This is a genomic window from Ligilactobacillus murinus (assembly GCF_003288115.1).
Lineage (GTDB): Bacteria > Bacillota > Bacilli > Lactobacillales > Lactobacillaceae > Ligilactobacillus > Ligilactobacillus murinus.
In genome coordinates this window covers 2026163-2042446 of the sequence record NZ_CP023565.1, presented here as the reverse complement: position 1 = coordinate 2042446, position 16284 = coordinate 2026163, and the positions used below count along the sequence as shown (strand labels likewise).

General features: G+C 38.5%; 17 protein-coding genes. 8 read left to right on the top strand and 9 right to left on the bottom strand.

Annotation, left to right across the window (positions count from 1 at the left end; genetic code table 11):
- Positions 1-24: 24 nt before the first annotated feature.
- From ureC to CPS94_RS09905, 5 genes are read right to left on the bottom strand one after another with little or no spacing between them, the layout of a single operon-like run.
- On the bottom strand, positions 25-1746 hold the full coding sequence (gene ureC / locus CPS94_RS09925; protein WP_004050868.1) for an urease subunit alpha: 1722 nt from the start codon (positions 1744-1746) through the stop codon (positions 25-27).
- 16 nt (positions 1747-1762) lie between these two features.
- Entirely contained in the window at positions 1763-2107 is a 345-nt protein-coding gene (locus CPS94_RS09920) for an urease subunit beta (RefSeq protein ID WP_004050869.1), read from the bottom strand.
- Positions 2108-2127: 20 nt separating this feature from the next.
- The gene (locus CPS94_RS09915; protein ID WP_004050870.1) at positions 2128-2430 is read right to left on the bottom strand and encodes an urease subunit gamma; all 303 of its coding nucleotides are present in this window, start codon (positions 2428-2430) and stop codon (positions 2128-2130) included.
- Positions 2431-2461: 31 nt separating this feature from the next.
- A complete protein-coding gene (locus CPS94_RS09910) occupies positions 2462-2980 on the bottom strand; it encodes an AmiS/UreI family transporter (RefSeq protein WP_112194137.1) in 519 nt (172 codons plus the stop codon).
- Positions 2981-3026: 46 nt separating this feature from the next.
- On the bottom strand, positions 3027-4235 hold the full coding sequence (locus CPS94_RS09905) for an ammonium transporter (RefSeq protein WP_004050872.1): 1209 nt from the start codon (positions 4233-4235) through the stop codon (positions 3027-3029).
- A gap of 386 nt (positions 4236-4621) precedes the next feature.
- Here CPS94_RS09905 and cbiM point away from each other — a divergent pair, with 386 nt between their 5' ends.
- The 3 genes from cbiM to CPS94_RS09890 are packed head-to-tail and all read left to right on the top strand — an operon-like array spanning position 4622 to position 7175.
- Positions 4622-5641 carry a cobalt transporter CbiM gene (cbiM, locus tag CPS94_RS09900; RefSeq protein ID WP_112194135.1) on the top strand — a complete coding sequence of 340 codons (1020 nt, stop codon included), beginning with the start codon at positions 4622-4624 and terminating at the stop codon, positions 5639-5641.
- Positions 5631-6428: an energy-coupling factor transporter transmembrane component T gene (locus tag CPS94_RS09895; protein ID WP_162626444.1), complete on the top strand. Its 798-nt coding sequence runs from the start codon at positions 5631-5633 to the stop codon at positions 6426-6428. Before cbiM ends, CPS94_RS09895 begins: the two co-directional genes overlap by 11 nt.
- A 21-nt stretch (positions 6429-6449) precedes the next feature.
- Positions 6450-7175: an energy-coupling factor ABC transporter ATP-binding protein gene (locus CPS94_RS09890; protein ID WP_112194131.1), complete on the top strand. Its 726-nt coding sequence runs from the start codon at positions 6450-6452 to the stop codon at positions 7173-7175.
- Positions 7176-7245: 70 nt separating this feature from the next.
- Here the strand turns inward: CPS94_RS09890 and CPS94_RS09885 are convergent, their stop codons facing one another.
- Positions 7246-8118 (bottom strand): ROK family protein, encoded by an 873-nt coding sequence (locus CPS94_RS09885; protein WP_004050877.1) that lies wholly within the window; start codon positions 8116-8118, stop codon positions 7246-7248.
- 268 nt (positions 8119-8386) lie between these two features.
- Here CPS94_RS09885 and CPS94_RS09880 point away from each other — a divergent pair, with 268 nt between their 5' ends.
- Both CPS94_RS09880 and CPS94_RS09875 read left to right on the top strand, forming a co-directional pair.
- Positions 8387-9709 carry an MATE family efflux transporter gene (locus tag CPS94_RS09880; protein ID WP_112194129.1) on the top strand — a complete coding sequence of 441 codons (1323 nt, stop codon included), beginning with the start codon at positions 8387-8389 and terminating at the stop codon, positions 9707-9709.
- A gap of 5 nt (positions 9710-9714) precedes the next feature.
- Entirely contained in the window at positions 9715-10092 is a 378-nt protein-coding gene (locus CPS94_RS09875) for a VOC family protein (protein WP_112194127.1), read from the top strand.
- A gap of 43 nt (positions 10093-10135) precedes the next feature.
- Here CPS94_RS09875 and CPS94_RS09870 read toward each other — a convergent pair whose 3' ends face one another.
- The 3 genes from CPS94_RS09870 to CPS94_RS09860 form a co-directional block, all read right to left on the bottom strand.
- Positions 10136-10900, bottom strand: a complete 765-nt coding sequence (locus CPS94_RS09870; protein WP_112194125.1) for an ABC transporter permease — start codon at positions 10898-10900, stop codon at positions 10136-10138.
- A gap of 199 nt (positions 10901-11099) precedes the next feature.
- On the bottom strand, positions 11100-11825 hold the full coding sequence (locus CPS94_RS09865; RefSeq protein WP_112194123.1) for an ABC transporter ATP-binding protein: 726 nt from the start codon (positions 11823-11825) through the stop codon (positions 11100-11102).
- Positions 11803-12942, bottom strand: coding sequence for a HesA/MoeB/ThiF family protein (locus tag CPS94_RS09860; RefSeq protein WP_112194121.1), 1140 nt, complete (start codon positions 12940-12942; stop codon positions 11803-11805). Before CPS94_RS09860 ends, CPS94_RS09865 begins: the two co-directional genes overlap by 23 nt.
- A 315-nt stretch (positions 12943-13257) precedes the next feature.
- On the opposite strand from CPS94_RS09860, the gene CPS94_RS09855 reads away from it, so the two are divergent.
- The 3 genes from CPS94_RS09855 to CPS94_RS09845 all read left to right on the top strand — a co-directional run bounded on the left by CPS94_RS09855 (position 13258) and on the right by CPS94_RS09845 (position 16284).
- The gene (locus CPS94_RS09855; protein ID WP_112194119.1) at positions 13258-13974 is read left to right on the top strand and encodes an ArsR/SmtB family transcription factor; all 717 of its coding nucleotides are present in this window, start codon (positions 13258-13260) and stop codon (positions 13972-13974) included.
- A 469-nt stretch (positions 13975-14443) separates the two neighbouring features.
- The gene (locus tag CPS94_RS09850) at positions 14444-15889 is read left to right on the top strand and encodes a hypothetical protein (protein ID WP_162626443.1); all 1446 of its coding nucleotides are present in this window, start codon (positions 14444-14446) and stop codon (positions 15887-15889) included.
- Complete coding sequence (locus CPS94_RS09845) at positions 15859-16284, top strand: hypothetical protein (RefSeq protein WP_112194115.1); 426 nt, start codon at positions 15859-15861, stop codon at positions 16282-16284. The genes CPS94_RS09850 and CPS94_RS09845 overlap by 31 nt, the downstream gene beginning before the upstream one ends.

Sequence of the window (16284 nt, the reverse complement as noted above, 5' to 3'; positions counted from 1 at the left end):
CCGATAACTTGAAAAAACTAAATTTTAGAAGAGGTAGTAACGTTGTGCCAATGATGCAGTCTTGATCGGATCACAAGTGATCAATTCACCATCGATCGTAACATCAAAGGTATGTGGATCAACTTTGATCGTGCTTGGCACATAGTTGTTTAACTTCATATCACGTTTTGTCAAATTACGTGTATTGTGAACCGGCAAGACGATCTTATCTAAGCCCAATTCTTCTTTGATACCATGGTCATAAGCATATTTCGAAACAAAAGTAATATTTGTTGAGCCAACAGCTTTACCAAAGGCACCATATAGGTCACGCATCATTCTTGGTTCTGGTGTTGGCAAACTTGAGCTTGCATCACCCATAACACCGTAAGTGATCATGCCACCTTTTAAGACCATCTTTGGTTTGGTCCCAAATTTAGCTGGTTCCCAAATAACTAAGTCAGCAAATTTACCAACTTCAACTGAACCGATATAATCAGCTACCCCATTAACGATCGCTGGGTTGATCGTGTATTTAGCAACATAACGTTTGATCCGGTTGTTATCGTTATATTCACTATCGCCTTCAAGACTACCACGTTGCGCTTTCATCTTGTCAGCTAATTGCCAACAACGCATAGCAACTTCACCAACACGCCCCATTGCCATAGCATCTGAGGTCATGACACTCAAAGCACCCATGTCATGTAAAACATCTTCAGCAGCGATCGTTTGTTTTCTGACCCGAGATTCAGCAAAGGCCACGTCTTCAGGAACTTTAGGATCAAGGTTATGACAAACCATGACCATGTCAAACAATTCATCGATCTCATTGTCTGTATAAGGGTTCGTTGGGTTAGTCGAAGATGGCAAAACGTTCTTTTGACCAGCAACGACCATGATGTCAGGCGCATGTCCACCACCAGCACCTTCTGTGTGGAACGTATGCACCGTACGACCCTTGAAGGCATCGATCGTATTATCGACAAATCCACCTTCGTTCAATGAGTCAGTGTGCACTGCAAATTGAACATCATATTTGTCAGCTGCTTTTAAGGAATTATCGATCCCAGCTGCTGTAGCACCCCAGTCTTCGTGGGTCTTGATCGCACAAGCACCGGCTTCGATCTGTTCGCCGATCGTTTCAGGCACATCACCAGCGCCTTTAGCCATGATACCTAAGTTGATCGGCATTGAATCAGTTGCTTCAAGCATTCGGTGAATATGATAAGCACCTGGAGCACAGGTTGCAGAGTTTGAACCATCTGCTGGACCAGTACCACCACCAAATAAAGTTGTGATCCCATTATCTAACGCTGCATGCGTCAAACCAGGTGATAAGTAGTGGACGTGTAAGTCGATCCCACCAGCTGTGACGATCATACCTTCACCTGAGATCGCTTCAGTACTTGCACCGACAACAAAGTCAACGTTGTCCATATTATCTGGGTTACCACCCTTACCGATGGCTAAGATCTTACCATCTCTGATCCCAATATCAGCTTTGATGACGCCAGTATAGTCGATGATCGTTGCGCCTGAAATGATCGTATCAGCAACCAAAGGATTATCTTTACGCATTTCAGTTGCGTTGACACCCATACCATCACGTAAAACTTTACCGCCACCAAATTTGCTTTCTTGGCCGTGGACTGTTAGGTCTTTTTCGATCGCTGCATAAAGGTTGGTATCACCTAAACGCACGCTATCGCCCACAGTTGGACCAAACATTTGGGAATATTGTTTTCTATCCATTTTGAAACTCATTGCTATCCCTCTTTTCTTAGCTTAACTTGTGATGTAAACCACGGTTATCGTTATCTAAGTAACCATCTACTTTATCATTGAAACCAAAGACACGGCGCTTGCCACCCATGTCGATCAATGATACCGTTCGTTTTTCGCCTGGTTCAAAGCGGATAGCTGTCCCCGCTGGGATATCTAAGCGTTTGCCCCATGCTTTGTCGCGATCAAATTGTAACCCACGTTCATTTGCTTCATAAAAATGGAAGTGAGAACCAACTTGAACTGCACGGTCACCGACATTTTTAACTTCGACTTTGATAGCTTCGTAACCTTCATTACATAATACCGGTTCTTTAGCTAAATTATATTCTCCTGGAACCATTTTAAAGTCCTCCTCACTTTTTATTGGATCGGGTCGTGGATCGTTACCAACTTTGTCCCATCAGTGAAAGTTGCTTCCACTTGGATCATTGGGATCATTTCTGGTACACCTTCCATGACATCTTCTCTGGTCAACACTTGACGACCTTCATCCATCAATTCTGAGACCGTCTTACCAGCACGTGCACCTTCTAACACGAAACTTGTGATCAAAGCCACACTTTCAGGGTGATTCAATTTGATCCCCTTATCTTTTCTATTTTGGGCGATCATTCCAGCTAAGCTGATGATCATCTTTTCACGTTCACGTTCTGTTAATTGCATAACTTTTACACCTCTCTTTAGCGCTAATCAATTACTTAGGCCAGACACCTGTCAGCATCATAAAGCCTGGGATCCAAGCTGTGATGATCCCTTCGATCACCCCGAGCCAACCGACAAAGCTGCCTAAGTTTTTCTTCAATACAGTTTCGATAAATCCAGTTAACCAAAGGATGCCCCAAAGCCACCAGATAATACCATACCAACTGTTCCCACCATACCCTTGGAAACATAAGAGTCCAGCAGGGATCGTGTTGATCGCTACAAATAAACTGTACCAACCATACAAACGTTGATCAAAGTCAAAAATCGTATTTATTGCCGTATATAGGTATGTAAATGCGAATAAGAGACCTGTTGCGCTTGCATAATACCAACTATAAGCCGCATTTTGTGCAACTCCGATCGAAATGGCGATAATGTTTAAGATCAGTCCCAGACCACCTGTGAAAATATTCATCACAACTAATGACTTATCCTGGATCTTTGTAAGGCGACAAATACCGTTGCTCATCAAGACCATTCCGACATAAAGTAAGATCACACCTAGCATTTTTGTATTCACCTCCTCTCACTGGAAGCTACTCTAAAAATACCGCTTAATTTTTATCATAAGCTGTTTCTTCAAGCAACGTCTTGTCTAAGCCTTCTTCGATCTGTTTTTGGGTCGGCTTGATCTGTGTCACTGCACCTAAGATCTTGAGCAAGACATAGGTCAATACAAAGGCATAGATCGCTGTCAAAACGACTCCACCAACTTGAACTAATAATTGATGGAAACTAGCTCCAACACCATTGACCGTCTTATCAGCTAACAGACCGATCAAGATCGTCCCAGTAAAACCACCGACGCCGTGAACGCCCCAAACATCGAGCGCATCGTCCCAGCCTTTCTTTTGCCGGAAACCAACAGCTAAGTTACAGATGATACCAGCTACGATACCAACAATGATGGCTGAACTTGGTGCGATATAACCAGCACAAGGTGTGATCGTTGCTAGACCAGCAACAGAACCAGTCATCACGTCGACAAAATTGATCTTGCCCCGTAAGATCTTAGCCATGATCAACCAAGCGATCATCCCACTAGCCAAGCCAACTAAGGTATTCGTAAAGGCTTTAGTTGCCAAAGCGCCAGCAGATAAAGCCCCACCGGAGTTAAAGCCAAACCAACCGAACCACAAAAGTCCAGTCCCGATCGCTGCAGCCATCAAGTTGTTTGGATGCATCCCTTGCTTAGCGACTTTGCGTTTACCTAAAACAAAGATACTTGCTAAGGCTGCAAAACCAGCGGTCGTATGGATAACTGTCCCACCAGCAAAGTCAACAAAACCCCACTTGGATAGGAAGCCTTCACCCCAGACCCAGTGACAAACTGGGATATAAACCAAGATCGTCCAGCAGATCAAAAGTAAGATATAACCCTTTAGATTCAAACGTTCCGCAAATGCTCCCGTCATCAAAGGTACAGTGATCACGCAAAACATCAATTGGAACAAGAAGAACAAGGCAAATGGGATCGAAGCAGCATGAACTGCATTTGGTACTAAGCCAACATGTGCTAGACCAAAGTAATCTGTAAAGCGACCGATCACCCCATGGATGTCCTTTCCAAAAGCTAAACCAAAACCACCAAACATCCAGATCAAGGTCACGATCCCCATTGAAATGAATGATTCCATCATAATAAACAAAATACTACGCTTGCGTGCTAGGCCACCATAAAAGAAAGCTAGACCTGGCGTCATCAAGCAGACCATTGCGGTACAAAGCATCATAAATGCTGTATCGCCACTATTAATAGACATATGTGTTCCTCCATCAAAATTGCTCAAGGATAAATTCCTTGTTATTAAATTTACTCTTAAATCATTTAGCTATCTTGCTTAACTTTTTACTTAAAAATAAAAAAAAGCGCTAAAAGTTATTCTATCAAGGAATTTTTATCCTAAAAAAATGCGTTTTTCGGCTTTTCTTTTGCAAATTCCCCTCAAAGTAAGCACTTTTCTTGCCAAATATCGGGTAAAAAAACACAAAATTATGCTTTGAAGTTATACATAAAAGATTTTTTCACTATCCATCGCCCTTTATAATGAGCATATATTCAGAAAATGATGTTTCCCATATATAGGGGTAACTGTGATCATAAATTATCTGAATATGGGGAAAATATTTAGAAAAGAGGATGTATATCATGCATATTCCTGATAATTATTTAAGCCCTGCAACTTGCGGGGTAATGTTTGCTGCTGCCACACCTGTACTGGCTATCTCACTTTCAAAAACTAAACAACAACTGAGCAAGAACCGTGAACTTGCGCCAATGCTCGGGATCTGTGCTTCACTTTCATTTTTAGTTATGATGTTCAATGTTCCGATCCCTGGTGGGACGACCGCCCATGCTGTTGGAGCAACCTTACTAGCAATTTTAGTGGGACCGTACGCCGCGAGTGTGGCAGTGACTGTCGCCTTATTACTACAGGCATTTTTATTTGGTGATGGTGGTCTTTTAGCATTAGGAGCAAATATTTTTAATATGGCTGTTGTAATGCCCTTTGTCGGCTATGGGATCTATTCACTTTTACGTAAATATGGCCATGAAAAGCTCGGGGTGATCCTTGGCTCTTATCTCGGGCTCAACGCTGCGGCATTATTAGCGGGGATCGAGTTAGGCCTCCAACCGATCATAGCCGTCAATGCCAGTGGTCAACCACTCTATAATCCTTATCCTCTGACGATCTCTATTCCAGCCATGTTATTTGCTCATTTATTAGTAGCTGGTGTTGTTGAAGCTTTCTTTACCTATGCCGTTTACGCATTTGTCAAAAAAGTTGCTCCTGCTGAGCTTTACACACCTAGTCGGGCTACTTCAAAGGAGGCTTCCAAAATGGCACTTGGTTTTAAATATTTTTACTATTTGATCGGTGCCATGATAGTCTTATCACCACTAGGATTACTAGCCAGTGGTACTGCTTGGGGGGAATGGGATCCAAGTGAGTTACTCAGCAACATGCATAATGAACATTTAGGTTCTACTTTACCAACTGGGATGGCACATGGTATGAACTTTAATGCACTCTTTGGTGACTACACTGTTCCTGGGACTACGATCTCTTTAGGTTACATTTTGAGTGCGATCACCGCTGTTTTGGTCTTCTTAGTATTAGGTAAGATCTTAATGGCTGTAGGTAAGAGCAATGAACATGCAAACTAACACTGAATTGCCACTTTGGCTACAGACAAAGAATCAGACTAATTTAAATTTTGAAAAGAAGCATGATTTTGTTGGGATCAATATTACGTCATTGGGTAAATTGCTTCATTTCTTTACCAATATCACACCCGTCTATCGTGTTAAAACTTCACCTTGGCTTCGTGTTTGTACCTTGTTGATAACTTCACTATTGGTCTTATTATCGCGCAATTTGATCTTTTTATGGGCTTGTCTTTTGATCATCTTAGGTGAATTGGCACTTTTCCCGGGAAATGCGATTTTGGGAATCTTCAAGAAATACCTAAAATTGATCATTTTTACAGCGATCTTTATTTTGCCTAGTTTATTTTTGAGCCAAAAAGCTGATCTGGCACTGTTTTTTATGCGGATCAGCACGCTTCTACTATCTCTAGCGTATTTTTCTGGCACAACAACATGGCAACAGTTTATTCTTGCGCTCAAACAATTACATTTTCCCAATGTTTTGATCTTGACGCTTGATATTACTGTAAAATACTGCTATCTAGCAGGGATCTATCTGCAAGAATCACTGTATAGCATTCGCTTTAAAACTTTGGGGCAAAAAGCGTCTTTCCAACTGCTGGGTAATTTGATAGGCGAACTGTATCTCTCATTGAAGAGTCGCATGAATGATCTTTATCAAGCGATGGTCCTACGTGGATATAAGCTTACAAATAAGAATCATTTATATCCTAAATTCACACGCGCAGATCTTTTCCCCTTGATAAAATTAGGCCTTATTTGTTTATTATTTTGGTGGTTTTAAGTACTAAAGAAAGGAATTTGTATGCTCGATTTAAAAAACGCATTTTATAGTTATGAAGGTCAACTTGCCTTAAACGATGTTTCTTTAGAAGTCAAAACCGGTGAAACTTTGGTCATCATGGGTCCAAATGGTTCAGGCAAATCGACTTTATTAAAGATCTTAACTGGTTTTTTCCCGCTAAAAGGTGGTAGCTATCAATTCAAAGATCTAAATGTCGACAAAACTTTTTTAGATGATCCTAAACAAGCGGCTAAACTTTATGAACAGATCGGTTTTGTTTTCCAAGATAGTGATGTGCAACTCTTCAATATGAGCGTGCGCGAAGAATTAGCTTTTGGTCCGCAACAGTTAGGCTTGCCACCAGCTGAAGTTGAACAACGGGTCGCTGATTGTCTAAAATTACTTGCGATCGAACGACTAGCTGATCGGGTTCCATATCATCTATCTGGTGGTGAAAAAAAACTTGTCGCGATCGGTAGCGTCTTAACGATGAATCCCGAAGTTTTCGTATTAGATGAGCCCTTCAATGGCTTATCTCCGTACTATCGCACTTTGATCGTTGAGTTATTAGCTAAATTAAACCAAAGTGGCAAAACGATCATCTTATCCAGTCACCACTTTGGGCAGATCAAAGATATCTGTGATCGGGTCGCTTTATTTTCAGAACAACATCAGATCCAAAAGATAATGACCAAAGCTGAGATCTTGAATGATCCAACAGAACTAGCCCATTTAAGTGTCTTATGATCGCAAATAAGGGTCCTACTACGATACAGATCTGCATCGTAGTAGGACCCTTATTAAACATACGGTCGTCTTATTTAGTTTCAGCTTCTTTAGCTAAAAGCAAACAACCTGTGATCCCAGCATCATCGCCTAGATCAACATGTACGATATAATCATCTAGCTCTGGTGTTTGAACGTAATCATTCAACTGTTTTGCAAAAGATTCTCTGATCATTGGGAAGAGTTGTTCTTGTTTAGAAACACCACCACCGAAAATGATCTTTTCAGGAGAAAGTGTCAATGTTAGATCTACACAAGCTTGTGCCAAGTAATAGGCCACGATCTCCCAAGCTTTGTCATCTTTAGGGATCTCATAAGCTTTGATCCCACCTTGACGGGCTTCGATCGCTGGACCAGCAGCCAAGCCTTCTAAACAATCGTGGTGGAATGGACAATGACCTTCATAGTGGTCTTCTGGATGCCGGCGCATTACGATATGACCGATCTCAGGATGACCATAGCCTTCGATAACTTTGCCATTGATCACAACACCGCCACCAATACCAGTTCCGACGGTCAAGTAGACACAGCTATCTTTACCCTTAGCTGCCCCACGTTTCAATTCACCATAAGCAGCTCCATTAACGTCTGTTGTCCAAGCATAGTCAACATCAAAACGCTTCTTCATTTCCCCCAAGAAATCATAATCTTTCCAACCTGGCTTAGGTGTGTTGGTGATATAACCATAAGTTTCTGATTTACGATTAACATCGATCGGCCCAAAAGAAGCGATCCCGATCGAAACAACATCGTGTTTTTCAAAGAATTTAAAGACATCTGCCATCGTTTCTGCAGGAACAGTCGTTGGGATCGAAACACGTTCTAAAATATTTAGATCTTCATCAGCCACAGCACAAACAAATTTTGTTCCACCAGCTTCAATAGCTCCATATAATTTACTCACTATAACATTACCTCCAAAATAGTAATCGTTTTCTTATAACTATCTTATCGCAAAGTAAGCGTTATGAAAAGAGAAAAAAGCAAAATATGTTAAACGTTTAACAGAAATTTAGTAAGACTAGCTTTTTTGATTTAACTTTGCTAAACTCGTAATGTTGAAATCGAAATAAGGGACGCAAAATCGCCGGGTTTTGCAAAAAATAACATCTTAGAACTTTCTGACAGGCGATCACGATTGATAGAGGAAAGTTTGGTTTAGGAGGAATTTTTTGCAAACATCTACAGCTAAGATCAAACGAGAAGTCGGGCAATACATCATTCGTAATATCCTTGCTTCTTCTGGGCTTTCGCTCTATGTTTTAGTCGATACCGTCTTTATTGCAGTCGCTGGTGGTACTTTAGGGTTAGCTGCCTTGAATATTTCACTGCCAATGTTTAATTTTTTCAATTCTTTGGGACTTTTATTTGGGATCGGTGGCTCAACGATCTATTCGATCCACAAAATCAACGAACCAAATAAAGTAACGACGCTTTTTGGAAAATTGTTGCTTTTTTGCCTTGGACTTGGTAGTTTATTAGCACTTTTGTTAAACATCTTTCCGACCCAAGTTTTGACGCTTCTGGGTGCCGATCAGCAAACGATGGGAGTTGCTTTGGGGTATTTTCGGATCATCGCTTTAGGTGCGCCATTTTTTATGTGTAATTACGTCTGTGTAAACTTTATTCGTAACGATGGTAACCCTCAGCTGACGATGATCGCAACTTTAACAGCTACTTTAGTCGTGGTCTTTTTAGACTGGCTGTTGATCTTTGTCTTCCAATTACACATGATAGGTGCTGCGATCGCGACGATCTTTTCACCTTTGACGAGTATGGCGATCTTGACTTTTCATCGTAAATATCCCAAGCGACAATTGCAATTAAAGTTTGCTTTGCCTGAGCTAAAATTATTAAAGCAAGCAGCTAGTCTCGGTATACCTTCATTTTTAACGGAAATGAGTACTGGGGTCAGCATCTTTGCCTTTAACTGGGTCTTACTCAAATTAAGTGGCAATGCTGCTGTCGCCGCTTATGGCGTCATCGCTAACATTACGCTCGTCGTCTTAGCACTTTCAAATGGGATCGCACTTGGCGTCCAACCGATCGCTAGTCGTGAATATGGCAAACGTGATCTAAACAATGTTAAGACTGCGATCAGACTTGGCTTACAAGTAGCCTTAGGTCTTTCATGTGTACTGTATTTTAGCTTAGTTTTCTTCAAAACACCGATCGTCAGTGTCTTTAACCACGATCACTCCGCACAACTGGCTCAGATTGCAACTCATGCTTTGCCACTGTACTTTATCAGTGTTTTCTTTGCTAGCCAAAATCTCGTGATCATGTTATCGCTTGTGGCGATCGAAAAAGCTAAATCAGCCTTCACGCTTTCATTACTACGAGGCTATTTTATTTTGATCAGTGCGGTTTTTATTTTTGCCACACTCTTTGGTCTAAATGGCGTTTGGCTCAGCGTTCCATTTACTGAAGCTTGCGTCTGTGCTCTAGGCCTATACTTTTTAACTAATGCTTTAAAAAATATAAATCAGAGGTGATCACTTTGAAAATCAAACGTTTAGATCATATCGTTTTGACCGTGAGCGATCTTGCCAAAGCAACTCGCTTCTATCACGAAGTATTTGATATGCCGATCTTAGAAGAAAGTGAGACCGTGGTGACTTTACGCTGTGGCCATCAGCTTTTAAAATTACAAACGACTGACCGAAAAGATGCACTCGTTGCTAAAACTCCTACGAGTGGCAGTGCCGATCTTTGCTTAGTAACTGGGGATGCTCTAGCAGATGATATCAATCATCTAAAAAGCTATTTTGTTGAGATCATCGCTGGTCCAGTTACCAAGATCGGGGCTAATGGACAAATGACTTCGATCTATCTCAATGATCCCGACGGTAATCTGATCGAGATCGCTGAATACTAAAAAATACCACTACTTCCGGTCTGGGAATGGTGGTATTTTAATATCATTTATAATACATCTTATAAATGACTAAGATCGGAATAAAGTAAAATAGCGTTACACAACCGATCAACCACAGCAAATGTTGAAATACCATAGTGAAGTTTTCTATCCAAATAGCTCGAATAATATTTGTCGCATGATATAGTGGAGAGAACCATGTCAAACTTCGAAAAATCTCTGGGATAGAATCTATTGGGAAAAAAGTATCTGAAAACATATATAACGGTCGGACAACAAGAGTATTATAATAATTCAAAAATTCTCGTGATGGAGCTATGTAAGTAAATGTCAGCCCGATAAGTCCAAAAATCAGTCCGATCAAAAAAAGGAGTGGAATGATAAATAACATATAAAGATTATATGTCTGGCTTATAACAAGTGAAACAAGCCAAAATATCCCCCCAAAAATGATAGCTCTAACACCTGACCAAATAGCTTGGCCAATCACAATATCTTGTAAGTTGATCGGTGTCATTAACATAGCAGCATATGTTTTTTCAATTTTATATTGAATAAATGCATTGACTGTTGCTTCTGATGTAGCAGTAGTCATTGCCGTAGCACCGATAAGTCCTGTAATGACAAAAGTAGTATACGACATCCCATTGATATTGGTCAGATAAGCTCCAACGCCAAATCCCATCGCTATTAAATAAAATAGGGGATCGATCAAGTTAGGAACTATCGAGATCTTAAATAGAGATCTAAAACTCATATAGTTTCTGATGATAACATAGTAAACTGATCTAGGTGAAACTCTAAACATTTTACCCTCACTATACAATATGGAAAGTACACAGAATATATTTTGCATAATTTAGAAAGAAATATAGCTTTTCCTTTCCTAATTTTATTTGGTATTGATGGTACAAGATCACTAAATACCCACTCCATATTTTATCTTTCTTATGGGCACTAGTAGTGTTAACGACCATTCTAAATTTTTGATAACGATCAAATCTTTTTTATTTATTGTTGGTCAATCTAAGAAATAATTCTTCCATATCTTTTTCTTGATATTTATCTAGCAAGCCTGTAATAGTCCCTTCATCTTTTATTACTCCAGAATCGATAATGAGTAGTCTATCAGCTAAAAATTCGATCTCATTCATATAGTGTGATGTGATAACGATCGAAACACCTTGTTTTTTTAACATCTTCAATTTGTTCCAGATAATGTTACGTGATTGAATATCAAGACCGACCGTCGGCTCATCTAGTATGATCATCTCAGGCTCATTTAATAAAGCGCGTGCAAGAACAACACGTCTTTTCATCCCGCCTGATAGTTCACTGATCATTTTATTTGCATATTCAGCTAATTGGACGAATTTTAGTAGCTTTTGCGTTCGAGCTTTAAGTTCCCCTAATTTGATCCCATAACATATACCATGTGCGATCAAATTTTCAAAGACAGTCAAAGTCGTATCTAACATATCTTCTTGAGCTACGATCCCTAAGTTGGTCTTCCCCCTATCAGCTAACGTTGAAATATTTTTTCCTAAAATGTATACATCACCACTTGTTATCTTATTTGCTGAGTAGATCATCTTTAAGGTAGTTGTTTTACCAGCCCCATTAACACCCAAGATCCCCAAGCATTCACCCTCCGATACCGAAAAACTTATATCTTTGACGGCACTATAGTCTCCATATTTTTTAGATAGACTAGCTACTCTCAAGGTTTCCATTATTTCTAAATTCCTTTCCACAAACTGGGCAATTTTCATATTTGTGTAATTTCGTAAACTTTTGCTCAAATGTCAAGAAATCGATACTAAATGACTGATCATATGTCAGAAGTCTATCAGCTCCCCAAAATACATATCGCATGATCTCGGAAGCAATAAAATATCCGTGAAATAAACAAGCTGGTCCCAAAGCTCCATTAGGTGTCCTATACAGCGCTAATTCTTTATCAGTTTTTATCTCTCTAATTGCTCTTAACTCTGCCTCATATTCAGGAATATTCTCTAAATCATTCATATACTGACAATAAAAACACGCCGATTGATGGGGAACAATAGAGTAAACTCTGCCATTTTTTTTACCAACTAAAGCAGAGAAACATACTTTATCATATTTCACGCAAGCTTGATTTACCCAAAAATCAATATATCCGGTTGGGTAATCAGCTACATTAACAACGATATCACAATCAGTTTTCACAATTAATTTTTCTATATCTTCTGCAGAAGATATTTCTTGCGTTATTGCTGCAAATTCAATATTAGAATTGAATTTATTGATAAAGTCTCTTGCGGCCGTAGTTTTAAATTCACCAATATCGGTATCATTATATAGGATCTGACGGTTCAAATTACTTCTCTCAACTTTATCAAAATCAACGGCTGTTATTTTTCCAATACCAAGCTCTGCCAACGAAAGACAAACATTAGAGCCTATACCACCAAGTCCTAACAACAAAACATGCGTATCTTTTAAAAGAAGCTGATAATCATATTTATTTTTGGCATTATCTGCTAAAGTATTGAAGAAATTAAGATTTACAGAATAACGTTCAATTTCTTCGTTAGACAAGTCACTTGGTATCCGTATACTTGCATCCTCAATATATCCCATATCTGTCAACAGATCGATCGCCTCTACTATTTCTTTTTCACTTAAATTTTTACAATTTTTAATGATGCTTGAAATAGCATGCTCCCCATCTAAAGATCCTATCAACTCAGTATATTTCCCATCTGGATTATCAATTTGTATCCCGTAATCATTTCCTGTACCGATCCTGATAGTATCATTTAAAAATAATACGCTATGAATATCCTTTACTTTAGGTAATTTCATTATCCCAACTCCATTCATCTTTAAGAAAAAAGGATGAATCTAGGTTTTATCCCAAATCCTATCCTCTAAAGAAGTTCACTTTCTCCTTAATTCCTAAAGGAGCATAAACTATTATCGTGCTTCAACGATCGTCGCTGGAGCTGTGATTTTCTTGATCTTCATGTTTGCTACCTCCATAAAATATTCACAGCAATAAATATTCGACTATAATTATTGCTAATTTTTGAATAGTCGTTTTCTTTTACTGTGTGATCATATTGTATTATGATAATCGATAGAAAATCATCGATATATAAAATTTTAGGGAGGAATATTATGAATTCACCTGACGTTACAACTATCTTGCGCCTTTTATCTGATAGATCCAGAATTACGATCTTAGATATTTTAATGGATGGTCGTGCCTATACAGTAAATGAGATAACAGCTTTTACTAAGTTAAAACAACATACTGTCAGTTATCACTTAAAATTGTTGACCGAAGCAAAGCTGACCGCTGTCAAACAATATGGTAAGTTTAGATATTACTCTATCTCAAACACCATAACACCTGAGTTATTTGAGTTCTTAAGTAATTATTCCCCCGTTGAACCTACAAAAAGTTATAAGCAACATTTTGCCAAAAAAGAATTGAAGCAAGCTAGAACTTGTTACGATCATATAGCTGGGGAACTTGGTATTAAGATCAAAGACTTCCTTATTTCCGAGAATATCATCGTCGCAGCTAATGATAACAGTGGAAGTTATAGCGTGACTCCTTCAGGTGAAATATTTTTTGCAGAAGAACTGAAGATCAACATTGAAAATTTAAAAAAGAAAAAACGGAAATTTTGCATTGATTGTTTAGATTGGAGTGAACGGAAAAATCATCTTGCGGGTGCGCTAGCTAATGCGATCTTAGATTTTTTACTTAATAACGACTACATAACACAAGCTACTGGATCAAGGGCACTAAAAATTACCGATACAGGGGAAAAATTTTTTAAAGATAATTGGCATATCATCCTTACTCAAAATGATCTATCTCAATGATCCCGACGGTAATCTGATCGAGATCTCTGAATACTAAAAAATACCACCACTTCCGGTCTGGGAATGGTGGTATTTTTTAGCTATATAAATTATATTTTACAAAATAATAACTTTAATATTATATATCGGTTACGAGCAACTTTTTTTGATCTAGATTGCTATAATTACACCAGACCTTGATAGCAATGTTTTTAAGCGTGGCGTGGCGCGCCACTCTTTCTTATCGGAGGTAGCCATGAAAACTAAAAATTTATTTCTGAGCGTTATTTGTTTATTTAGTTTTATCCTAAGCAGCATCACAGCGTATTCGAGTAATTACCATTCCGAAGTAAAGCTAGCACTACATCAGCTCGATACTTCTGAACACTTCATCGCTTTTAAGCTTCCCTTAGTTGCTCACACTAAAAAACAATTTCGCCAACTCATAACTATCGTAGATGAAAGTGCTCAAAAATTTGGACTAAATTATATGGAAAAAAATGTTTATCTCGGTTATCCATTAGAAAATGGGAGACTAAACTATGCTAAAAGTATTTCTGAACAGAACTTTTACGTCAATAATTTACATAAAACTAGTTTTTTAGGTAATTTTGGCGCCTTAGGGTCTGATAACTCGGAATATACATATACCTATCCGTTACTAAAAGGTTATAAAGTTACTATTCGGCCACTTGGATCAGTTTTTAAAGATCGAAAGAATTTTGAAGGTGTCTTTTTTCTTGAAACGCTTGATCTAAACAAATATAACGCCTTCATTACTTTATTAAATCAGCACTTGAATCAAAGTTTTATGACACATTATAAGCCAAGAGATTATCAGATCACTCGTTCAACTGAATTATTATTACCGTTCTTAGATGATGAGCTTGATCTTTCACCACTTATCAACTCTTTAAGTGTCTTTATCTTGATCGCAGTTTTGATCTACTTACTACTAGAATGGCGATCACTTCGCCTTTACAAATTAAATGGCTGGTCCTTTTGGCGTAGTTTTTTGTCACTTACTTTAAAACCGTTATTTGCAATATTATTTGCTTTTATTTACGATTTTTGGGTGATCTCTAAGCACTTAGAACTAACCGAATTATTAAATAGACAAGGCTTTACCTTCTTTGCAGTTTTGGTAATAAGCTTTCTAATGGTCGGCTTGATGTATTTGGTAAGCTTAGTTCCCGCTAAGGAACGCTATTTTTCGCTTTCACTTTTTTGCTTACTTGGCGGGATAAAAATATTTTTCTTACTCACTTTGATCACCTTTTTTCCTCCACTAGGCTCTTTACTAACAGGTAACTATGGACATAAAGATCCTGAATTAAAGAAATATGCTGAATTTTTTCCGTATATGATCGGAGGAAATGTAGTCGATGACCGTAATAATGCTACTGAACTAGAAAAGATCTATCAAATAGCCGACAGCCAAGGCGCACTTTTGTTAAATGATAGTGGTTCTAGCTATAAGCAACCAAATACCGTTGCCCGTGAACTTACCAGCGTTACCATCAACACTAATTACTTGAAACGCTATCCTTTAAGAGATGTTCATAACAAAAAGATCATCCCTGATCTAGCATCCAAAAAATTAGTTTTGGTTTTCCCTGATACACCTAAAGATTTAGTCACTAAGCGACTCAAATATGAACAAAAAAATGATCCGATCGCACAAAAATATGGTATCAAAGTTTTTTACTCAAACCCTCGCTCCAACCAAAACTTTAAAAATATCGTAACTGGTAAAAATATGGCAAATGAGATCATTATGATCGTTACCCCAGGAAACATCAGGCACGCTCTTACGCAATACCACCTCAATATCTTATCTGGCTTTGCCAATGATAGCTTGCTTTTACCACTTAAAAAAACCTCTTTAAGCCAACTGTCTCAGCAATGGGAGCCGATCCTAAAAAATATAATTTAAGTGACAATGTTGCCCAGTTGATCCGTTATGATCATGGTGAGCTTGAAGAGCTACGTCAAGGATTTGGTGATCTGTTAGCGCATTTTTATGAGCAACTTTTGCTCTGGCTGATCGTACTTGCGCTTAGTTTCTATTCTTTGCTCAGCTTTTTTAAGAAAAACCTCACTCAAATCGAGCTTAAAAATATGTTTGGTTATTCACGCTTGCGAAATTACTATCCTTACTTAGTAATGCTTGGGTTCCAATACATCGTAATGCTAGCTTTTTATCCAGATCAAAATATTCCAAAAGAGGTATATCTTGTCGTTATTAGTTTGTTTTTTGTGCTTGAATTTTTCATCTTAAATCTCTTTATCAGTTACTTAGAAAGTGAGGCTAATAGATCATCTGTATAA